General features: G+C 61.8%; 20 protein-coding genes. 13 read left to right on the top strand and 7 right to left on the bottom strand.

Annotation, left to right across the window (positions count from 1 at the left end; translation table 11 throughout):
* Positions 1 to 219 precede the first annotated feature (219 nt).
* Positions 220 to 1,107, bottom strand: a complete 888-nt coding sequence (locus tag RNA01_RS01515; RefSeq protein WP_147178170.1) for a LysR family transcriptional regulator — start codon at positions 1,105 to 1,107, stop codon at positions 220 to 222.
* A 108-nt stretch (positions 1,108 to 1,215) separates the two neighbouring features.
* Here RNA01_RS01515 and RNA01_RS01520 point away from each other — a divergent pair, with 108 nt between their 5' ends.
* From RNA01_RS01520 to RNA01_RS23985, 3 genes are read left to right on the top strand one after another with little or no spacing between them, the layout of a single operon-like run.
* Positions 1,216 to 1,554 carry an antibiotic biosynthesis monooxygenase gene (locus tag RNA01_RS01520; protein ID WP_147178171.1) on the top strand — a complete coding sequence of 113 codons (339 nt, stop codon included), beginning with the start codon at positions 1,216 to 1,218 and terminating at the stop codon, positions 1,552 to 1,554.
* Positions 1,551 to 2,330 (top strand): MFS transporter, encoded by a 780-nt coding sequence (locus RNA01_RS01525; RefSeq protein WP_235916348.1) that lies wholly within the window; start codon positions 1,551 to 1,553, stop codon positions 2,328 to 2,330. Before RNA01_RS01520 ends, RNA01_RS01525 begins: the two co-directional genes overlap by 4 nt.
* An 8-nt stretch (positions 2,331 to 2,338) precedes the next feature.
* A complete protein-coding gene (locus RNA01_RS23985) occupies positions 2,339 to 2,719 on the top strand; it encodes an MFS transporter (RefSeq protein WP_235916350.1) in 381 nt (126 codons plus the stop codon).
* A 306-nt stretch (positions 2,720 to 3,025) separates the two neighbouring features.
* On the opposite strand, the gene RNA01_RS01530 is transcribed toward RNA01_RS23985, so the two are convergent.
* Complete coding sequence (locus RNA01_RS01530) at positions 3,026 to 3,814, bottom strand: alpha/beta fold hydrolase (protein ID WP_147178172.1); 789 nt, start codon at positions 3,812 to 3,814, stop codon at positions 3,026 to 3,028.
* Between the two features lie 84 nt (positions 3,815 to 3,898).
* Here RNA01_RS01530 and RNA01_RS01535 point away from each other — a divergent pair, with 84 nt between their 5' ends.
* Together RNA01_RS01535 and RNA01_RS24305 are read left to right on the top strand one after the other, a co-directional pair.
* Complete coding sequence (locus RNA01_RS01535) at positions 3,899 to 4,294, top strand: MerR family transcriptional regulator (RefSeq protein ID WP_170253320.1); 396 nt, start codon at positions 3,899 to 3,901, stop codon at positions 4,292 to 4,294.
* A 325-nt stretch (positions 4,295 to 4,619) separates the two neighbouring features.
* On the top strand, positions 4,620 to 4,745 hold the full coding sequence (locus RNA01_RS24305; RefSeq protein ID WP_268906679.1) for a hypothetical protein: 126 nt from the start codon (positions 4,620 to 4,622) through the stop codon (positions 4,743 to 4,745).
* A 40-nt stretch (positions 4,746 to 4,785) separates the two neighbouring features.
* Here RNA01_RS24305 and RNA01_RS01540 read toward each other — a convergent pair whose 3' ends face one another.
* Positions 4,786 to 6,240: a cobyric acid synthase gene (locus tag RNA01_RS01540; protein WP_147178173.1), complete on the bottom strand. Its 1,455-nt coding sequence runs from the start codon at positions 6,238 to 6,240 to the stop codon at positions 4,786 to 4,788.
* Between the two features lie 814 nt (positions 6,241 to 7,054).
* On the opposite strand from RNA01_RS01540, the gene RNA01_RS01545 reads away from it, so the two are divergent.
* The 4 genes from RNA01_RS01545 (at position 7,055) to bmt (ending at position 11,371) form a co-directional block, all read left to right on the top strand.
* Entirely contained in the window at positions 7,055 to 8,053 is a 999-nt protein-coding gene (locus RNA01_RS01545) for an ABC transporter substrate-binding protein (protein WP_147178174.1), read from the top strand.
* Positions 8,054 to 8,270: 217 nt separating this feature from the next.
* A complete protein-coding gene (locus tag RNA01_RS01550) occupies positions 8,271 to 9,185 on the top strand; it encodes an ABC transporter permease (protein ID WP_147178175.1) in 915 nt (304 codons plus the stop codon).
* A complete protein-coding gene (locus RNA01_RS01555; RefSeq protein WP_147178176.1) occupies positions 9,178 to 10,230 on the top strand; it encodes a quaternary amine ABC transporter ATP-binding protein in 1,053 nt (350 codons plus the stop codon). Before RNA01_RS01550 ends, RNA01_RS01555 begins: the two co-directional genes overlap by 8 nt.
* A 124-nt stretch (positions 10,231 to 10,354) precedes the next feature.
* Positions 10,355 to 11,371 (top strand): betaine--homocysteine S-methyltransferase, encoded by a 1,017-nt coding sequence (gene bmt / locus RNA01_RS01560; protein ID WP_147178177.1) that lies wholly within the window; start codon positions 10,355 to 10,357, stop codon positions 11,369 to 11,371.
* A 35-nt stretch (positions 11,372 to 11,406) separates the two neighbouring features.
* Here the strand turns inward: bmt and RNA01_RS01565 are convergent, their stop codons facing one another.
* The gene (locus RNA01_RS01565; protein ID WP_147178178.1) at positions 11,407 to 12,429 is read right to left on the bottom strand and encodes a glycosyltransferase; all 1,023 of its coding nucleotides are present in this window, start codon (positions 12,427 to 12,429) and stop codon (positions 11,407 to 11,409) included.
* Between the two features lie 217 nt (positions 12,430 to 12,646).
* Here RNA01_RS01565 and RNA01_RS01570 point away from each other — a divergent pair, with 217 nt between their 5' ends.
* Together RNA01_RS01570 and RNA01_RS01575 are read left to right on the top strand one after the other, a co-directional pair.
* The gene (locus RNA01_RS01570) at positions 12,647 to 14,371 is read left to right on the top strand and encodes an O-linked N-acetylglucosamine transferase, SPINDLY family protein (RefSeq protein ID WP_170253321.1); all 1,725 of its coding nucleotides are present in this window, start codon (positions 12,647 to 12,649) and stop codon (positions 14,369 to 14,371) included.
* Positions 14,372 to 14,432: 61 nt separating this feature from the next.
* The gene (locus RNA01_RS01575; RefSeq protein ID WP_147178180.1) at positions 14,433 to 14,780 is read left to right on the top strand and encodes a hypothetical protein; all 348 of its coding nucleotides are present in this window, start codon (positions 14,433 to 14,435) and stop codon (positions 14,778 to 14,780) included.
* 19 nt (positions 14,781 to 14,799) lie between these two features.
* Here the strand turns inward: RNA01_RS01575 and RNA01_RS01580 are convergent, their stop codons facing one another.
* Positions 14,800 to 15,405, bottom strand: coding sequence for a phosphodiester glycosidase family protein (locus RNA01_RS01580; protein WP_284727748.1), 606 nt, complete (start codon positions 15,403 to 15,405; stop codon positions 14,800 to 14,802).
* A 341-nt stretch (positions 15,406 to 15,746) separates the two neighbouring features.
* Between RNA01_RS01580 and RNA01_RS01585 the strand changes: the two genes are divergently transcribed.
* Complete coding sequence (locus tag RNA01_RS01585) at positions 15,747 to 16,448, top strand: AAA family ATPase (protein ID WP_147178182.1); 702 nt, start codon at positions 15,747 to 15,749, stop codon at positions 16,446 to 16,448.
* 35 nt (positions 16,449 to 16,483) lie between these two features.
* Here RNA01_RS01585 and RNA01_RS01590 read toward each other — a convergent pair whose 3' ends face one another.
* On the bottom strand, positions 16,484 to 17,188 hold the full coding sequence (locus tag RNA01_RS01590; RefSeq protein ID WP_147178183.1) for a 4Fe-4S dicluster domain-containing protein: 705 nt from the start codon (positions 17,186 to 17,188) through the stop codon (positions 16,484 to 16,486).
* Between the two features lie 101 nt (positions 17,189 to 17,289).
* Entirely contained in the window at positions 17,290 to 18,861 is a 1,572-nt protein-coding gene (locus tag RNA01_RS01595) for a trimethylamine methyltransferase family protein (protein ID WP_147178184.1), read from the bottom strand.
* 263 nt (positions 18,862 to 19,124) lie between these two features.
* Between RNA01_RS01595 and RNA01_RS01600 the strand changes: the two genes are divergently transcribed.
* Positions 19,125 to 19,826, top strand: coding sequence for a cobalamin B12-binding domain-containing protein (locus tag RNA01_RS01600; protein WP_147178185.1), 702 nt, complete (start codon positions 19,125 to 19,127; stop codon positions 19,824 to 19,826).
* The last annotated feature ends 81 nt before the right edge of the window (positions 19,827 to 19,907 follow it).

The raw sequence follows: 19,907 nt of genomic DNA on the forward strand, positions 1-19,907 counted from the left end.
TGAACTCATTTGCCAAGCTCCCAAACCCCGCTGTCGCTGCCATGCGCCCCAAATGCCTTCACGGTCCCACCTCCTCCGCCAGCCCCGCTGATTCTACGCCAAGGTGCGATATTCTCCGCGATAGCTACGAAATTACCGCCGATTTCTTCCGTACCGCGCGCCAAACCGCCGCGGCTCCGCCCGCCACCAAAACAGTGGCGTCGACGCGATCTGCCGCGCCTATTGCGGCTGCAGATGCTCGGCCATGAAGTCGACGAACGCCCTCAGTTTGGGCGTGATCTGGCGGCTGGCCGGCCAGAGCACATTGAACTGATCGGTCTCGGTTACCCACTCGTCCAGGATGGACACGAGACGGCCGTCAGCGATCTCGTCACGGATCGCAAAGGGAGGCAGACAGGCAATTCCCATTCCCTCGATCGCCAACTCGATCAGAGGATCGACCGCCGTCGCACTCATCCGCTCGGGCAGAACAATCTTTCCCTGTCTTTCCGCACGAGCAAACGGCCAGGGGCGTAGCTTGCCGGTACTTGGCGAACGCTGGTGAAGACACTGATGCTGGGTCAAGTCGTCAGGGGTGACTGGCAGGCCGCATCTCGCCAGATAGTCGGGTGAGGCGACGATTTTCAGTTGGAACCGTCCGACATTGCGGCTCATCAGCCGGCTGTCAGATGGTTGCCCGGTGCGAATGACCGCATCGAACCCTTCCTCCACGACGTCCACCAGCCGATCGCTGAAATCCAGATCGAGCTGGACCTCGGGCCAGGCGCGCATGAATTCAGCCATCACCGGTGTCAGCAACATGCCGACCAGCGGCAGGCTGACCCGCAGCCGGCCTCTTGGCGTTCGGTTGGACCGGGCAAGCTCGGCTTCGGCCGCCTCGATCTCCTCGAAGATTAGGCGGCAGCGTTCGAGGAATAGCCGCCCTTCTTCGGTAAGCGTCATATTGCGCGTGTTGCGATGGAACAGGCGCACGTTCAGCCGCTGTTCAAGGCGAACCACCGCCTTGCCGACCGCAGAGGCGGAAAGGCCGAGCTTGCGGCCGGCTGCGACGAAGCTGCCGGTTTCAGCCGATTGCACGAAGGCGTCGAACGCAGTGAGTTTGTCCATGCCCTGACTGTTACAGGAATTTTATTCCGTAGTCACCGGAATGATGGCCTGTTTTTCCGTAACGAGCCGTCCGCTATCCCTTGGCCTTGCGAAACCAAGGAGACGCACATGATCCCCGCCTTTACTAACCAACCGGCACCAACAACTTTCATCGTCAACGTGATTCACGCTCACCCCGGCCAGCAGGAGGAAGCGTTTCGGTTGATCCAGGAGGTCGTCCACTATGTCGCCGAGCGGAAGCCTGGCTTTTTGTGGAGCAACCTTGCCAAGAGCACCGATGGGCTGACAGTCGTGAATATCGAGGCGATCTCAGATCCGGGCGACGTCGAGATTTTCTTTTCCGATCCGGTATTCCTCGAAAAGTTCCGCAAGCTCGACACCGTCTCGTCGAGCGAGTTTCACACCTACACCGTTGGCGATCTGGTGCTGCCGAAGGCCTCAGCGTGACGTGCCGGGTCGAACGGCTGCCGGTGGCAGGTCTGACCGCACTGGCGGTTGCCGGTTTCGTCACCATCCTGACGGAGGCCCTGCCTGCCGGTCTGCTCCCGCAGATCGGGGGCTCGCTGGGAGTGAGCGAGGCCATGGCCGGACAATGGATCAGTATCTATGCGCTGGGATCGCTGCTCGCTGCGATCCCGCTGACGGCAGCGACACGAAGCTGGCGCAGACGACCGCTCCTGCTTAGCGCCATCGTCGGTTTCGCCATCGCCAATCTGGTGACGGCCCTGACGGCCAGCTTCATCGTCGCGATGGCGGCACGTTTCGTCGGCGGTGTGTCGGCCGGCCTGCTATGGGCGTTGCTGGCCGGTTATGCGGTTCGCATGGCGCCATCTCATTTGGCGGGACGGGCTATGGCCATTGCGATGGCGGGGACGCCGTTGGCGCTCTCCATCGGCATCCCGGCCGGCACATTTATCGGCAACCTCGCCGGCTGGCGACTGACCTTCGGTCTGCTCAGCGTCAGTGCACTGCTGCTCGCTGGCTGGATCGTCGCAAAGGTGCCGGATTTTGCCGGCGAGCCTGAAACGCAACGCCCTTCCCTGGCCCAGGTCTTTGCAGTTCCGGGCGTGCGGCCGGTACTGGCGGCGACGCTCTGCTACGTGCTGGCTCACAACCTCCTGTACACTTACATCGCGCCACTTCTGACCGGCCACGGCATGGCCGACCGGATCGACATGTCCTTCTGGCCTTCGGGGGCGCCGCACTTGTCAGTATCGGCCTGACGGGCGCGTTGATCGACACATGGCTGAGACCACTGACCTTCACCGGCATCGGCCTGTTTCTTGTGGCCGTCTTGATACTTGCGGTGACGACCGGAGCACCGTTGGCGATCTACGGGGCCGCACTTATCTGGGGACTGGCATTCGGCGGGTCGGCGACGGTCTTTCAGACCGCGTCAGCACGTGCGGCCGGCCCGGCGGCCGACGTGGCGCAGGCAATGATCGTCACAGCATGGAATATCGCCATTTTCGGCGGAGCCGTCGTGGGTGGTGTCATTCTCGAAACCGCGGGAGCAGGCGGATTGTCCTGGGCCGGTATCGCCCTGCTCGTCGGCGCTGCCGGATCAGCGCTGTGCATGGGGCGCCTCGCTGGCGCAGGACGCATGATGTGACAAATCGCGATGCGATGTCTGGTTCGGATTGCCACAGTGTGCGGCGCTAGAGGGCTATAGCGTAAACGTTGGGCTCATCATCGTGCATGGCCCGCCAGCCCCGCCGATTGCCGCCAGCAATAGCCAATGTGCCACAGATCATCGCAAAACGGTAAATGGTGGCCACAAGCGTTTCTTGCTGGCGGCATGCGCAGCAAATAGGTCAGCCGGAAGTGGACATTGGCGGTTTCCACATGGGAGGGGCCGCTCCTCAGACCAAGCAACCGCCGTCAAGGTGCCAGGTGGCGGCGGCACGGCGTCAAGCGCTCAGGCAATCAGATGGGACTGCATAAGCTGCGCAACAACATCTGGCGTTTCCATCAGAGCCAGATGTGGCCCCTCGATCCAGGCAAGAGCCGCGCCGGCGACACCACCGGCAAGCACCGTTGATGCCGCCGGATCGACCATCTGATCGTGTCGGTTACCAAGAACCAACGTGCGCGCTTTGATTGCGCCAAGGTCTTTTGAGACGTCGACCCTCAGGTCCAACTCTGACTGTCGGGCGATACCCTGCCAGTTGCTACCATTGACCATGTCTGAGACGAACGCCTCGATGTCTTCGATCCCGGACAGAAAATCGCGGCTGAAGCCGGTCAGCAGCATCAGACGCGTGAGTGCCTCGGGGTCTTTGCGGGCCAAATCCGCCCAGTGTCGAAACTGTAGCTGCGAACGCGGATCTCTACCGGTTACGAAACCGCCGATGAGCACGAGCTTGCTGACTCTGTCGGGATGGAGGGCGGCAAGCCTCGTCGCGACGGCGGAGCCTAGCGAAAAACCGGCGAGATCGAAGGTATCAAGCCCGGCATGGTCTGCCGCGGCGACCACCTGCCCGACCAGATGGTCAAGCGTCAGCACTTCCGTCGGATCATCGGTGAGCCCGGACCCGGCATAATCAGGCCGCAGCAGGCGTCTGCCCGACAGGTATGGCATCAGGCCCGAGAAGTTTGCCTCGCCATCTCCTCCCGTCCCATGCACGAGGATGAGCGGCTGCCCCTCCCCGTCGTCTCGATAGCCAACACGCGCGCCGTCTTTTTCAAAGTACTCGATTTTCGACATTGTTCCATTCTCCGACTTGATGTGTCGGCACGCTTCCTGCACCCTGACAATACTGTCAGGGTCAAGCAGAAAACGAATGAGGTCATGATGCAGATCGGTGAGATTTCAGTTCGGAGCGGCGTCAGCGTCCGGATGCTGCGTTTCTACGAAGCCGAGGGCCTCCTCCGGCCGCATCGGACCGAGAGCGGCTATCGGGACTATTCCCAAGACGATCTGGAAGAGGCGCGCCGCATCCGGCAGTTAGCCGACGCAGGGCTGACGGTCGAGGCGATGCATGACCTCTTACCCTGCATCATCAGCCCGGAGCCGACCTTCCATCCCTGCGACCGGCTGCGCGCCCGGTTGGAGGCCGAGGTCGCCAAGCTCGACCGAAAGCTCTCGGAAATGGAGCGCTCCCGTGCGCAGATCGCCGCCTACCTCGACGGACTCCCGCGCGACGAATGGAGAGATACTGCCATCCTCAGGTCTGAAACGGCCTGAAAAGAAAGCGGTCGAAAACAGCTATGGGCCTCGCTGGTCAATGACTAGCGAGGGCTCCTTCTAGATGCTTGCTGCAAATTCTGGTAATGTCTGCCTCCGGGAATTGGATGACAGTGAGTGGGCGGCCTGTAGGGCCAATTCAATCATTGTAGAGGGCTATGGCGTATGTGTAGTTCCCGGTTTCGTCGGCTTCGGCCCGCCACGCCCGTTAAAACGTTCCGTTGAAATAAAACGGTATTCGGTCGGAATTTAGCGATCGATTTAGCCCGGGCGGAACCAGTTTTGCCGCAATGTCGGTTTAGGAGCGAGCATCAGGAGCAAGTTCATGCGTGCGATCTTTTTTGCCATCATTGCCTCGGTGCTCAGCATCCTGGCGTTCAAATACAGTGATAACTCGCTGGGCCAGAACGAGTTGATGGCCTCGCCAGTCGACGTCGCCGCGCAGAAGTAATCCCGCGTGACCGCTAGGCGCGCGCCCGTTCGTGACGGGCTTATCCCAGCCATTGCCTGAGCCAGTCGACCGACAGACGCGACTTCAGCTCCTGCGCCAGTTCATCGAGCGCATTATCGACATCGAGACGATAGTCCCTGCCCCCGCCACGGATGCCAAAGCTCTCCAACAGTTGTCGACGATAAGCGTCGCTGGAAAAAAGGCCGTGCAGATAAGTGCCCATCACCCGGCCGTCGGGCGAGCGCGCGCCGTCTGGATACGACTCGATGGTAACCGCTGCCCTTTGGCAATCCGGTCCCTCAGTGACGCCGAGATGGATCTCATAACCCGACAGAGCGACGTCGAATTCCAGTGAATGAGCCTGGCTGTTGCGCACCGTCTTTTCCGGCGCCATCACTGTGTCGACGTCCAGAAGGCCCAGCCCTTTCACCGTCCTGCTCTCACCTTCCAGGCCAAGCGGGTCGGCGACGGTGCGTCCGAGCATCTGGTAGCCGCCGCAAATGCCGATCACCCGCCCACCGCGGCGCGCATGGCCGGCGATGTCCGCGTCCCAGCCATTGGCGCGCAGGGTCTCCAGATCGCCAATCGTCGATTTCGATCCGGGCAGAATGACGAGCCCGGCATCGGCGGGAAGGCGCTCACCGGCGCGGACAAAGACAAGCTCGACATCGGGTTCGCCCGCGAGCGGGTCGAAATCGTCGAAATTGGCGATCCTCGACAAAACCGGCACCGCGACTTTCAGGGCGGCTTCCCTTCCCGTTGCCAGCCGTTCCAACACCACCGAATCCTCCGCCGGCAGGCGACCGGCCGCCTTCAGCCAGGGGATGACGCCGAAGCATGGCCAGGCGGTGAACCGGCCAATCGCCGCGATCCCATCGTCGAACAGACTGACGTCGCCACGGAACTTGTTGATGATATAACCGACGATCTGCCGACGATCCTCTTGCGGGAGTATCGTATGGGTTCCGACCAGTGAGGCGATCACCCCGCCGCGGTCGATATCACCAACCAGCACCACCGGCACGCCGGCGCGCGTGGCAAAACCCATGTTGGCGATGTCGCCGGCCCTCAGATTGATCTCGGCCGGCGAGCCTGCCCCCTCGACGATCACCAGATCCGCGCCCTCTTTCACCATCTCGAAGCTCTCCAGCACGGCGGAAAGCAGCTGTGGCTTGAGCCTCTGGTAGTCACGACCCTTCGCCTGACCAAAGACCTTGCCTTGCAGGATGATCTGGCTGCCCGTCTCCGACTGGGGCTTGAGCAGCACCGGGTTCATGTGGACAGAGGACGGCACGCGGGCCGCAAGAGCCTGCAACCACTGGGCGCGGCCGATTTCGCCACCATCGTCGGCAACGGCGGCGTTGTTGGACATGTTCTGAGGCTTGAAAGGCCTGACTTTCAGCCCCTGATTGGCGGCAAGCCGGCAAAGGCCGGCAACGAGAACAGTCTTGCCAACATCAGAGCCTGTACCTTGCAGCATCACTGCCTTTGCCATGGAGACCTCGCCCTTGTGATGGCATGAGCCCGTACCGGCGGGCAGGGAATCGGCTTGTGTCCGGACCTGCTCTGCCGATTCTCATGCTGGCGCCACCCGGTCAAGCGGCGATCCCAGCATCGATTGGCACGCGCCCATGACGCCCGCGAACGGGTGAGGATTACCTTAACATGGAGAGAATCGCACCAGGCGAATACAACTGATGCCACCAATGCGGGCAGCGAGCGATTCCCCCACACCGGGCTTAAATCGTGCCCGGTACGCACTACCTTGGCCGGGACACGAGCGGCATGACTGCCGTACCGACACATTTAGCCAGACATTATTACCAGATGGTTTATGGCCGCTGCAGCAATTTCGCGAGGCAGACGGCGGCTTCCGCAACGGCCGGTCCGGGAGTGTTCACCAAGGTTGCGTAAACCGTTGCTGACGCGGCGTTCTCGGGCGCGCAGGCCCGGCAATCACAGACCTTACGCGGAAGGTGAAAAGGCGCTCGTCAATGGCCGCATTGCATCACAACATATTGCGCCGCGGAAGACGACCTCGTCATTCTCTTGTATTTTATCGCCTCAAACGGTTGCTTTTCGCAATATAGGCCCTACCCTTGGACGGTCGGCATTTGGCTGGGCCCTTCCCAAAATCATGCGTCTCATCGCGTGGGCCCTCGCCGACATTGCACATTCGGTTTGCGCTTGGGTATTCCCACTTTGCGCCTTGTGCCGTTCAGCTCCGCCCAATGCCTGGTCATGCAGCACGCAGGTATTGGCTAAACTATAACGCTGCGAAAAAAATTGAGACTTGGAGGTCTTAGACCATGAAGAAACTCCTGGCATCTACCGTGTTTGCCGCCGGACTCTATGTCGCGACGGGCTCTGCCCAGGCTGCCGAATGCGGCAAAATTTCCATTGCCGAAATGAACTGGGCTTCGGCCGGTGTTGCCGCCTATGTCGACAAGATCATCCTTGAAACCGGTTATGGCTGCGATGTCACCCTCGTCACCGGCGACACGATGCCGACCTTCACCTCGATGAACGAAAAGGGCGAACCGGACATGGCGCCTGAATTGTGGGTGAATGCGGTTCGCACCCCACTCGACGAGGCCGTGGCCGAAGGGCGCCTGATCCAGGCCGCTCCGATTCTAAGCGACGGCGGTGTCGAAGGTTGGTGGATCCCGAAATTCATCGCCGACGCCCACCCCGACATCAAGACGGTACAGGACGCACTGAAGCATCCAGAGCTTTTTCCCGCACCCGAAGATTCGTCCAAGGCGGCGGTCATCAATTGCCCATCCGGCTGGAATTGCCAGATCTCGACGGCCAACCTTTATCGCGCGGTTGGCGCCAAGGAAAAAGGTTTTGACCTGGTGGACACCGGTTCGGCGGCCGGCCTCGATGGTTCGATCGCCAATGCCTTCGAGAAGAAGACCGGCTGGCTCGGATATTATTGGGCACCGACCGCGATCCTTGGCAAGTACGAGATGGTCAAGCTGAGCTTCGACGTCAAGCATGACAAGGCGGAATGGGACAAATGTACGGCTGTCGCCGATTGCGCCGACCCGAAGGTCAATTCCTATCCAGTCTCCGACGTCTACACGGTCGTCACCAAGGAGTTCGCGGAAAAGGCAAGTGTCGCGTTGGATTATGTGAAGGCCCGCAAATGGGACAATCACACTGTCGGCGAAGTGCTCGCCTGGATGGACGAGAACCAGGCGACCAATGAGGAAGCGGCGGAACACTTCCTGAAAACCTATCCGGAACTGTGGACCGGCTGGCTCCCGGCGGAGGTAGCGGACAAGGTGAAAGCTGATCTCTGATCCGGGCATGGCGCGGTGACCTCGTCACCGCCCACGCCATCGACTTCATTGCGCCGGCCTGCGGGGCGGCCTCATTTGAATAATTCCGTCGCGGGCGCCCGGCAGTGGTGCCCGCGCGCGATGTCGTTTTGCCAATCGCTCGGCGTTGCGGCATCGGCGGGCCGGTCCGCGGGCGCGATGCCCGGGACCGACGGGGTTTAAACAGGGGGACCATCACATGGCTTCTGGTATATGCAGTTACCTTCCCGAACTGCTCTGTAGTTTTCCATCCATCGACAACAGCCTTCTGCGCGCCTTCAAAAAAAGCGTCGACGGCGGTTTCAAGGCCTTTGTGCGCGCCTATGGCGATATACTGGACACAGCCGTCCAGCCGCTGCAATGGTTTCTGAACTGGCTGCAGGACCTGTTCGTCGATGCGCCCTGGATCATTTTCCTGCTGGCGCTGACAGCGGTCATCCACATTACCGGGCGTGATGCTCGGATCACCGCCGGCACCTTCCTGGCGATGATCGCGATCGGCCTGGTCGGCCTGTGGGAGGACACGATGGTGACGCTCGCCATGGTCACCGTCTGCACACTCATGGCCATTGTCATCGGCATACCGATCGGCATTCTCATGGCCCGCTCGGACCGTGCCCAGTCGGTCGTCAATCCGATCCTCGACGTCATGCAGACCATGCCGAGCTTCGTCTACCTCATTCCGGTGGTGATGATCTTCGGCATTGGTAAGGTGCCGGGCCTGATTGCCGTGGTTATCTATGCGGTTCCGCCGATGATCCGGCTTACCAATCTCGGCATCCGCCTTGTCGACCGCGAAGTGCTGGAGGCGGCCGATGCCTTCGGCTCCTCGTCGTCGCAGAAATTGTTCAACGTGCAGATACCACTGGCCTTGCCGACCATCATGGCGGGCATCAACCAGACCATCATGATGTCGCTTTCCATGGTCGTCGTTGCATCGATGATCGGCGTCGGCGGGCTCGGCAAGAACGTATTGCAGGCGATCACCAACCAGTTCTTCACGATCGGCCTGCTCAACGGCTTCGCCCTGGTCGCCATCGCCATCATCTTCGACCGCACCAGCCAAGCCTATGGCAAACGGTTGCAGAAGCATACGGAGGTCATCCATGGCTAGTCACGGCATCGAAATCCGCGAACTCTACAAGATCTTCGGACCACGCGGGGAAGACTATATCGACCTCGTCAAGGCGGGTATGACCAAGGCGGAACTCAACGACAAGCACGATCATGTGCTCGGCCTCAAGGATATCAACATCTCCATGCCGGCAGGCGGCATCACCGTCGTCATGGGGCTGTCCGGCTCGGGCAAGTCCACCCTGATCCGCCATATCAACCGGCTGATCGAACCGACTGCGGGACAGGTGCTCTACGAGGACGTCGACATCTGCCAGATGTCCCCTTCGGCGCTGCGCGACTTCCGCCGTCACAAGACGGCCATGGTGTTCCAGAAGTTCGCCCTCCTGCCCCACCGCACGGTGATGGAAAACGCCGTATACGGCCTGGAGATCCAGGGCGTATCGCGCGCCGAGCGGGAAAAGAAGGGGGCCTATTGGATCGAGCGCGTCGGCCTCTCCGGTTTTGAGAACAACTTTCCAAACCAGCTATCCGGCGGCATGCAGCAGCGCGTCGGGCTCGCCCGCGCGCTGAGCAATGATGCCGACATCCTGCTGATGGATGAAGCCTTCTCAGCGCTGGATCCCCTGATCCGCGTCGATATGCAGTCGGTGCTTCTCGACCTGCAGGAGGAGTTGCAGAAGACTATCGTCTTCATCACCCATGACCTCGACGAGGCTCTGAGACTCGGCGACATGATCACCATTCTGCGCGACGGTGAGGTCGTCCAACAGGGCACCGGGCAAGAGATCGTGCTGCGCCCGGCCGATTCCTATATCTCCGCCTTCGTCAAAGAGGTGAACCGCGGCCGGGTGATCCAGGTGAGAACCATCATGTCACCGCTCGCCGAGGCTCCCGTCGGCATGCCGCTCAAGAGCAGCACCGTGCTGGAGGAAGCCGCGCGGGCGATGACCGTGGCGGGCCAGACCGACGCCCACGTTGTCGACAAGGCCGGCACGCCAATCGGCTCCGTCGACCTCTCGGCGATCATTTCGTCGATGGTGACGCCCACCAGCCATCTCGATCACCAGGTCGCGGCGCGGTAGCGTCGATCCGATCGGCAAGACGGGCCGCCCATGGCGTGGCGGCCTGTCCTGTCGCATTTGAGCGTTGCGGACCGAGCCGGGTGCGCCTTATATCGACGCTCAAATCCGATCCGGAGGACATCCCATGGCGACCGCAACCAATCCGCTTTCCGAACTCCTGGCCGAGAAGGGCGTGCTGCTCGCCGATGGTGCCACGGGGACCAATCTGTTTGCCATGGGGCTGGAGGCTGGCGAGGCGCCGGAACTCTGGAACGAGAGCCAGCCGGAAAAGATCACCAAACTGCATCAGGATTTCGTCGATGCCGGCGCCGACATCATCCTCACCAATTCCTTCGGCGGCACGCGTCACCGACTGAAGCTGCACAATGCGCAGGGCCGGGTTTTCGCGCTGAACAAGAAGGCCGCCGAAATCGCCCGCGCCGTTGCCGACAAGGCGCCACGCAAGGTTATTGTCGCCGGCTCCGTCGGCCCGACCGGCGAGCTGCTGCAACCACTCGGCGCGATGACCTATGACGAGGCCGTCGCATCCTTCGCCGAACAGATGGAGGGTCTCAAGGCTGGCGGCGTCGACGTCGCCTGGATCGAGACCATGTCCTCGCCGGAGGAAATCCGTGCCGCGGCCGAAGCCGCTGTCAAGACCGGCCTGCCCTACACCTATACCGGCTCTTTCGATACCGCCGGAAAGACGATGATGGGGCTCGACCCGAAGGACATCCACGACGTGGCGAAAGACATCGGCTCTGGTCCGCTTGCCGTTGGCGCCAATTGCGGCGTGGGTGCCTCCGACATTCTTTCGAGCCTGCTCGACATGACCGCCGCCGATCCGGCAGCGACTGTCATCGTCAAGGGCAATTGCGGCATCCCGGAATTTCGCGGCTCGGAGATCCATTACTCCGGTACGCCACCGCTGATGGCCGAATATGCCAGGCTGGCGCGCGACGCGGGCGCCAAGATTATCGGCGGCTGCTGCGGAACCTCCTGCGGCCATCTCGCCGCCATGCGCGCGGCGATCGACGGCTACACGCCGGGCCCCCGTCCGACGATCGAAACGATCGTCGACAAGATCGGCCCGCTACGCAACAAGACGGCTGCGGAATCTGGCAATCAGGAAGGTGGCCGGCGCACGCGCCGTCGCGGCTGACCGCGCCTTGATAAGTGCCGCTCAGTGGCGCCGGATCAGGCCGGCGCCATAACCGCCTTGAAGAAGGCGACGTAACGATCCTTCAGGCCCGGCTGCAGCCGGTCGATCATCATCAAGGCAATCTGGAACGCGACGAAGCTGTCATTCTCATCGACCGCCATCGTCGCGAGATGGCGCAGCGTGCCATCGTAATCCTGCGGCGCGTTGGCAACGCCCGTGATGAAACTCGCGAGCAGTCGGTTGTTCACGATCCGGGCAAGGCGTTGGCGCTCGGCCGGCGGCACAGGACTTCCGGAACGCATGACGAGCACAAAGACATCGAGATAAAGCAGCAGACCGTGGAACTTGGCAGCGTCCGCCGGCAGTCCGGCGCTCCGGTAGAGATCGGCATTTGACTGACCGGTCTTTTGCGCAGAATCCCAGTTGCTCATATTGTAACGGAAAACCGTGCCCGGATCGTGCGCCATCTTGCCATAGCAGATCATTGTTACAATGATCGCCCAGTCGCAGTACAATCCCTTGGTCGGGTGGTATTCCAGGAAGTCATGCATCATGGAATTAAAGACGTCGCGACGGAAGATGCTATAGTACAGGCTGTTGTTGCCCTTTGCCCCGGAACTATACTGGGCGATCCGCTCGCCCGGGTCCTCTGCGGTCAATGCGAAGGCCTTGGCTTCCATGTCTCCGCGCGCCACCGAAAAGGGAATGCTGACCGGCAAAACGCCCACGTAATCGTAGGGCAGGCTCGCCAGATCGAAGGCCGGCATGCCCTCGACGGCGCGGATCTCGTCGTCATCGCCCATCGGCATAATGAAGGCCGTTGTCGCGGCATTGAGCGCCAGGCGTAAATTTTCGGACAGCGTGGCATTTCCGGCGTCGATCAGCGTCAGCCGGGGCGAAAGGCCCTCAAGATAGGCCCGCTTTTCGGCATCACCGGAGTTGTCGGAGATGATCAGCAGCGCGTCGCGTGCCTCGCAATAGGCCAACGCGCTATCGATCGCCGCACGCGCCTCGGCGAGATTGCGATTGCTCGGCATACAAATGGACAATTCAGGCATTCAAAGGCTCCGTCCGGCAAGGCGCCCCACGCGGCACGCGCAGATTATCGGTTTTTTGGCGCGAATCGGCGACCAAAAGTCAGTTCAACCTTTCTACTCGCACATGGCCTGTCAACCGAACCCCGATGCGACGGGGCACCCGGCTCCAGCCTTGGATAAGGCTCGGGCCCTAGCCTGCGGCAGGTTTCCAAGAGAGTTCACGGAAGTACTGCCCAGAATGCCTATGCCCAAAGGACTGCCGGACGCGATCAACGCTTACAAGGCCGGACGCTACCAACAGTGCCTTGCGCGCCTTTTGCCCCTCCTCGGCAAGGCATCTGCTGACGCCAAGCTGGTGTTGATGGCGGCCCAATGCCATGTCAAGCTCGGCAATAGCGAAAAGGCGGCGGATTTCTACGCGCGTGCGGCCAACCTCGATTCGGCAAACGCCCGGATGCTCCGCCTTCTGGCAGCCCGCAGCTACAGGCTGGCCCGGCGTCGAGCGCCAGCGCTCATGCTCGCCCGTCAGGCGGCCCGCGGCGGCCCTTTCGACCTTGAGGCGGAACACACCTATCGCGGCCTGCTACGCGAACTCCTGTGCCTGGAGGAATGCGAAGCCGAGGATATGCGGATGCTGGAGCGGATGAAGTCCGGCGAAGCGGCGGCCTTCGCCGTCGACGACCCACACGACCATATCATGTGGTGCGATGACGAGAGTCTCAACGCCCGCATCACCCGCATGCCCGGAGGAACCGCCTTCACCCCGCAATCGCGCGTGGCAAGACGAACGATGCCGCACCGGTTCGCCGACAAGATCCGTATCGGCTATCTGTCCAACGACGTCTGCGACCAGCATGCGACCATGCGGCTGCTCCAAGGCGTGCTCATGGCCCATGATCGCGAAAAATTCGACATAACCGTATTCTGCTACACCGACGACGGCGTCCTTTCGGTCGACCAGGGCATGCGTCAACATTACGGGACCATCGTACCGATCCGCACCCTCGACGACGAGCAGGCCGCCGAGGCGATCCGCGAACACGGCATCGACATCCTCGTTGACCTCAAGGGCCATACCAAGGACGCTCGCATCAACCTCGTCAATCGCGGATTGGCGCCGATCCAGGTCGCCTATCTGGGCTTTCCCGGTTGTGGAACCGGCATCGACTGCGACTACGTGATCGGCGACGGAATCGTAACGCCTGACACATCGAAACCCTATTACCACGAGAAGCTCTGCCGTCTCCCGGACTGCTATCAGGCCAATGATCGTGAGCACCGTGCCTTGCCGCCAGCGGCATCGCGGGAGGGTCTTGGCCTGCCCCAGGACGCCTTCGTCATCGCCTCGTTCAACGCCGTGCGCAAGATTTCGGCCCGCACGGCAAGGCTCTGGGCTCGTATCCTTGTCGCCATCCCGGACGCCATCTTGTGGATGATGTGTGACGACGTCGATGCACAGGCGAATTTTTCCGCCTACATGGCTGGTCAGGGCGTCGCCACCGACCGCATCCACTATGCCCGCCGCGCCGACTATCCCGCGCATGTCGCCCGCCTTCAGGCGGCCGACATCGCCGTCGACACCTTTCCGACCAACGGGCATACAACGACCTCCGACAAGCTCTGGGCCGGCCTTCCCGTCCTGACCTGCAAGGGCCACAACTTCACCTCCCGCGTGTCGGAAAGCCTGCTTAACGCGGTCGGCATGGCCGAATTGGTGGCCGAGGACGAGGACGGTGTGGTCGAGCTCGGCATCGCCCTTGCCCGCGACCGCGACCGCCTTGCTGACATCCGTGCCCGCCTCGCCGCCAATCGGCTTGTGGAACCATTGTTCGATACGGAGCGCTTCACCCGCCACCTCGAACGGGCCTACGAAATGATGGTCGAGCGCGAGAAACAGGGACTGGAACCGGACCATATCGACGTGCCGCGGCTGGAGGCGCCATGGACCTCCACTCCAGCCTGACGGCCGAAATCGAATGCATCAAGCCTTAGCTCAAGGCGACCAGAAGAAGAAGGAGCCCCCAATGCCAGAGAACCAGACCACATCGATCGATACCGTCGCCGACAAGCTTCGCGGCCTTGACGGGGCCGGCCAGTCCTTCCTCCAGCTTCTGTTTGAGAATCCGGTGCAGGACAACCTTCTGTTCGACGGACTGGCGCTCTATCTCGACCGCGAGAGCGAGGCGCCCTTTCTCAACTCGCTCAGGCTCGAGCGCTGCGGCGAATGGCTTGGCAATGCCGCGCCCGGCCGCTTGCAGGTCCGCCTGATGGAAGCCGCGCGCTCCAGCCAGCATCCGGCCTATCTCGCCTTGCGCGCCGGTCTTGTCCGCTCCGGCGGGCTGGAACGCGCCTATCCCAAGGCAGCGGTCTGACCGGCCACTGCCGGATTTTTCAGCGCACAGTGCCGATCACCGCGATGATCGGCCCAAGCGGAAACAGCCCATCCCGCCGTGACGTACCGGCGACGTAGAGGCTGGAAATTGTTCCATCGAGATAAAGGGCATTTCGGCAACCGAGCTGATCGCGAAACAAGAGGGCGAAGTCATAGAAACGCACGGGCGCCTCCGAGATCACCATCTGTACTCTGCCCTTTTCGTCCACTCCGATGCCGTTGCGGATCTTCAGACTGTCGCTGTCGGGCAGAAACCGCGGATGAATCTCACCATCGATGACCAGCATCGGTCCTGACTGGGTGGCATAGTCGGGGGCAATCCTCTCCCTGAGATAAAGCGACGTTTCCGCCACCCCTGCCCGCCCGCCCTTCAACCAAAAGACGCCGTTTGGCAACAGGTGGAAATTCCCCCAGCCGGACTTGGTGCTGATCGCCTGACGCTCGAACCCGTGCTCGACAAACAGGCCGACCGGCGACAGGTCCGGCTGATACATGCCGCCGTTCATTGCCGCGATCAGATAATGGCGTTCCTTCCACAATTGCCGGCTGAGGGAATCAAAGCCGCCGAAGGGCCTTCCCTCGGGGTCGAGGTGATAGATTCGCATCAGCGAAACCGCGGGATCGAAACTGCATAGCGTATAAGAAATGCCGCTTTGCGTCTTTGTCGCGCATACTTCATCGGCTGGCGCACCTGACGCCTGCGATAGCGGAAGAAGGCAGAACAATATCATGAAAATCAGTGGCATGAGCGGCCCAGGTTAAAGTCAGCTGTAAGGATAGCAATCTGCCAGCGGCAGTCCATTCAATTCAAGCAATTAACGAAGTATTCGCTCCATTTACGACTCATTAACCATCCCTGCCAACCATGCCGGTCAGGCAGCATGAAACCGCGCTGCAACCTGGAGCGATGACTTGGCTCGGACCTTTATTTCATGAAGGAAAAGATATGCCAGTACTGACATTTGCCAACACCAAGGGCGGCGCCGGCAAGACCACGGCGGCCCTCATTCTCGCCTGCGAACTTGCCGGACGCGGCAATCGCGTCACTATCCTCGACGCAGACCCGCGCGGCTGGATCAGCCGCTGGCACGCCGTGGCCGGCGCCAGCAGCCTGATTTCGGTCGCTCCGGTGACCGAGGAGACGATTGAGGCATTAACCGCCAAGGCCAGGAAGCGCGGCGGTTATATCCTCATCGATCTGCCCTCCAGTCACGACGCCCTTCTCGCCAAGGCCGTGGGCCTTGCCGATCATGTGCTGATTCCCGTGCAGGGCTGTGCCATGGACGCCCATGGCGGCGCCGAAGTGCTTGAACTGCTCAAGGAGCTCGATGTGTCCTGTGGCGTGACGATCCCGCATTCAGTGGTGCTCACCCGCGTCAACGCCGCCGTCACCACCCGCGCCCTGCAGGCCGCCAAGGACCTGCTCGCCAGCCGGGGCATTGCCACGCTGTCGACCCCGATCGCCGAGCGCGCAGCCTATCGCGACGTCTTCGACAAGGGCGGCCTGTTGCAGGCGATGAACCCGGCCGAAGTGTCCAATCTTTCCAAAGCCCTGCATAACGCCGCACAACTCACCGACGAGATCGTCGCGCTCATGCCGCAAAAAGCCGCTCCGCGCAAACCTGTGGCCAAAAAGATCGCGGCTTAGAAACGGAGCCGCGCAAGGCCGCCTGCCCCTCTCTATCAGGATGGCGGGCCAAGCGCTTCCATATGGAAGCGCAATTGGCCTTCCGGATAGCAAAATTGCGCGCCGACCGGACAGGCGGCGCGCGCCAGGCAACCGGCGTGCATACAGGCGGAATGCCCCGCGTCGCCCAGTAGCTCCTGACGGCAGGCCGCGACATCGAAATGCGCGGCCGTCACCGCCCCGGCCGGACAGGCGTTCAGGCAGGCCTTGGTGCGACAGCTTTCGCAAGGATGCGCATTTGGTGGACTATCGAGCGCGCCCTCCGGCAGGGTCTCGGCAAAGCCAAGGGCTCCCCGATAGCCGTGCCAGAGCCCGTAGGCCGGATGAATGAGAATGCCGAGCGGCGAAGCCTTGAGGCCCTCCGCCATGATCGCCCAGCGCTGGAACGGCTGGTACGGCGGATCGGACGGATAATAGGCGGTCCCGCCGGTCATCGTGGCCAAGGCGCCGATCCGTTGCTTAGACCAGCGATCGAGCGGATGCGCCCCACCGCGGTCCGGCTGCGTTTCGCGCCACTCGCTGAAGGCCCGCCACAGCGAACCGCCGACGTTGCCGATCAGGAGCACAGTGTGCGCCTTTCCTCCGTCGGCCAGAACCGGAGCGCCCGCGCCGCGGTCAAAGCGTGCGACACCGCGCGAATGCAGGCCATGCGGCGCGAGCTGCGCGGCGATCTCGGCCAGCAAACGCGAAAGGTCACTCACCGCGACCCCTCATATTTATAGTGCGGTCGCCAGACCGATTCCTGGATCATGTCCGCGACTCGCGCCGCTCCGCCTTGCTCCCTGGCGGGACCGGGATCCTTTCAGGTGAAAGCGTCCGGCATGGAGTCCTTGCGCTTGGCGATATAGGCCGTCAGCGCCTCGTCAATGCCCGGATCGAGTGGCGGCGCCTCGTAGTTGTCGAGCCAGGAGCGGCAGAGGGTATTGGCGCGGTCCTCGATGCGCTTGCGCCCCTCGATCTCCCACTGCTCGAAGGAATTGTTGTCGGCAAGCGCCGAGCGGTAGAAGGCCGTCTGGAAATTCGCCTGGGTATGGGCGCAACCGAGATAGTGGGCGCCCGGTCCGACCTCGCGGATGGCATCCATCGCCTGGCCACTTTCCGACAGATCCACACCCATCGCCATTTTCTGCATCATGCCGAGCTGGTCCTGGTCGATCATGAACTTCTCGTAGCAGGCGGAAAGACCACCCTCCAGCCAGCCGGCGGCGTGGAGCACGAAGTTGGTGCCGGCGAGCAGCGTCACGTTGAGCGTATTGGCGCTCTCGTGAGCGGCTTGCGCATCCGGAACCTTCGAAGCGCAGAGCGAGCCGCCGGTACGAAACGGCAGACCGAGGCGCCGCGCCAGCTGGGCGGCGCCATAGGAGACGAGCGCCGGTTCCGGCGTGCCGAAGGTCGGCGCCCCCGATTGCATCGAAATCGAGGCGGCAAAAGTACCGAACAGCACCGGCGCGCCCTTGCGCACCAGCTGGGTGAAGGCAGCACCCGCCAGCACTTCGGCCAGAATCTGGGTGAGCGTACCGGCGACCGTCACCGGGCTCATCGCGCCCGACAGGATGAAGGGTGAAAGCACGCAGGCCTGATTGTGGCGGGCGTAGACCTTGGCCGCCCCGAGCATGGTCTCGTCGAAGACCATCGGCGAATTGGCGTTGATCAGGTTGAGCATGACGCAGTTGTTCTCGACGAAGTCGTCGCCGAACACCAGCTTGGCCATGGCGACCGAATCCTCGGCCCGTTCCGGCGCTGTGACCGACCCCATGAACGGCTTGTCGGAATATTTGATATGGCTGTAGACCATGTCGAGGTGGCGCTTGTTCACCGGAATGTCGACCGGCTCGCAGACCGTGCCGCCCGACGAATGGATCGACGGCGCCATGTAGGCGAGCTTGACGAAATTGCGGAAGTCCTCGAGCGTCGCATAGCGGCGATTGCCGTCGAGATCGCGGACGAAGGGAGAACCGTAGACCGGGGCAAAGACCGTCGCATTGCCGCCGATGCGCACGCTGCGCTCCGGATTGCGGGCATGCCAGGTAAACTCCGAGGGCGCGGTCTTCAGCAGTTCACGGCACAGGCCCTTGGGAAAGTGCACCCGCTCGCCCCTGACGTCCGCGCCGGCCTGTCGCCACATCTCGAGCGCTTCAGCATCGTCACGGAACTCGATGCCGATCTCTTCCAGAACAATATCGGCGTTGCGCTCGATGATCGACAGGCCTTCTTCGTCGAGCACCTCGTAGACTGGGATCTTGCGCTGGATATAGGGCATGGACGGCCCGGCGCCGCCACCGCTGCGCGACGCGCGGCGCGCGGCGGCCCCACGGCCTTCGCTGCGGGTTCGACGGCCCGCGCCGGCGCCGGTCTCTGCTGTGATCTCGTCCATCTTGCGTTTCCTCGTTGTGCGCGTTCCAGCGCCGTTTTCCCATGCGTATGCTAATCCAAAATTGAAGGGAAACCTTCCTTAATGCGCCAACGGCTTGCATGAGACAGACATCAGAGCACCGCGCTGGACCGGCCGTCGTTTTTCGCGCGCAGCGGCGTCGCTTTCAAAAAGAAGTTTTCGCGAACTTGAGGTTTAACTGTCGTTGAGGCAGTCTTTTTGCAGACAGCGCTCACAATCGCGCAACACCAGCCGGGATGCACCCCATGTCAGACGACGAAATCATTCTCTCGGAACTCTCTGACGACGAACTCGTGCAACAGATGCACGATGATCTCTATGACGGCCTCAAGGAGGAGATCGAGGAGGCGACCAACATCCTCATCGAGCGCGGATGGGTGCCCTACGACATCCTGACCAAGGCGCTCGTCGAAGGCATGCGCATCGTCGGCATAGATTTCCGCGACGGCATCCTGTTCGTGCCGGAAGTGCTGCTCTCGGCCAACGCGATGAAAGCCGGCATGACCATTCTGCGTCCGCTTTTGGCCGCCACCGGCGCGCCGAAGCAGGGCAAGATGGTCATCGGCACCGTCAAGGGCGACATTCACGACATCGGCAAGAACCTCGTCGGCATGATGATGGAAGGCGCCGGATTCGACGTGATCGATCTTGGCATCAACAATCCGGTCGAGAACTATCTGGAGGCGATGGAGCGGGAAAAACCTGACATCGTCGGCATGTCGGCGCTTTTGACCACGACCATGCCCTACATGAAGGTCGTTATCGACACGATGAAGGAAAAGGGCATTCGCGACGATTATATCGTTCTGGTCGGCGGCGCGCCGCTCAACGAGGAATTCGGCAAGGCGGTCGGCGCCGATGCCTATTGCCGCGACGCGGCAGTGGCGGTCGAAACGGCCAAGGATTTTGTCGCCCGCAAACACAACAGCCTTGCCGCTCGCGGTTGAAGGTTGTCAGCGTCAATAGCGCCGGCCGCCTTCAGCGGCCGGCAACGAACTCCGTTATCGCTCCAGGGGTGTCGGCGTTGC

The organism is Paenirhizobium naphthalenivorans (genome assembly GCF_007992095.1).
Lineage (GTDB): Bacteria > Pseudomonadota > Alphaproteobacteria > Rhizobiales > Rhizobiaceae > Allorhizobium > Allorhizobium naphthalenivorans.

Bases quoted from the DNA above. Each gene is read 5' to 3' on its own strand.
- RNA01_RS01515 (WP_147178170.1), bottom strand. From the start codon at position 1,107: ATGGACAAACTCACTGCGTTCGACGCCTTCGTGCAATCGGCTGAAACC.
- RNA01_RS01520 (WP_147178171.1), top strand. From the start codon at position 1,216: ATGATCCCCGCCTTTACTAACCAACCGGCACCAACAACTTTCATCGTC.
- RNA01_RS01530 (WP_147178172.1), bottom strand. From the start codon at position 3,814: ATGTCGAAAATCGAGTACTTTGAAAAAGACGGCGCGCGTGTTGGCTAT.
- RNA01_RS01535 (WP_170253320.1), top strand. From the start codon at position 3,899: ATGATGCAGATCGGTGAGATTTCAGTTCGGAGCGGCGTCAGCGTCCGG.
- RNA01_RS24305 (WP_268906679.1), top strand. From the start codon at position 4,620: ATGCGTGCGATCTTTTTTGCCATCATTGCCTCGGTGCTCAGCATCCTG.
- RNA01_RS01540 (WP_147178173.1), bottom strand. From the start codon at position 6,240: ATGGCAAAGGCAGTGATGCTGCAAGGTACAGGCTCTGATGTTGGCAAG.
- RNA01_RS01545 (WP_147178174.1), top strand. From the start codon at position 7,055: ATGAAGAAACTCCTGGCATCTACCGTGTTTGCCGCCGGACTCTATGTC.
- RNA01_RS01550 (WP_147178175.1), top strand. From the start codon at position 8,271: ATGGCTTCTGGTATATGCAGTTACCTTCCCGAACTGCTCTGTAGTTTT.
- RNA01_RS01555 (WP_147178176.1), top strand. From the start codon at position 9,178: ATGGCTAGTCACGGCATCGAAATCCGCGAACTCTACAAGATCTTCGGA.
- bmt (WP_147178177.1), top strand. From the start codon at position 10,355: ATGGCGACCGCAACCAATCCGCTTTCCGAACTCCTGGCCGAGAAGGGC.
- RNA01_RS01565 (WP_147178178.1), bottom strand. From the start codon at position 12,429: ATGCCTGAATTGTCCATTTGTATGCCGAGCAATCGCAATCTCGCCGAG.
- RNA01_RS01570 (WP_170253321.1), top strand. From the start codon at position 12,647: ATGCCTATGCCCAAAGGACTGCCGGACGCGATCAACGCTTACAAGGCC.
- RNA01_RS01575 (WP_147178180.1), top strand. From the start codon at position 14,433: ATGCCAGAGAACCAGACCACATCGATCGATACCGTCGCCGACAAGCTT.
- RNA01_RS01580 (WP_284727748.1), bottom strand. From the start codon at position 15,405: ATGCGAATCTATCACCTCGACCCCGAGGGAAGGCCCTTCGGCGGCTTT.
- RNA01_RS01585 (WP_147178182.1), top strand. From the start codon at position 15,747: ATGCCAGTACTGACATTTGCCAACACCAAGGGCGGCGCCGGCAAGACC.
- RNA01_RS01595 (WP_147178184.1), bottom strand. From the start codon at position 18,861: ATGGACGAGATCACAGCAGAGACCGGCGCCGGCGCGGGCCGTCGAACC.
- RNA01_RS01600 (WP_147178185.1), top strand. From the start codon at position 19,125: ATGTCAGACGACGAAATCATTCTCTCGGAACTCTCTGACGACGAACTC.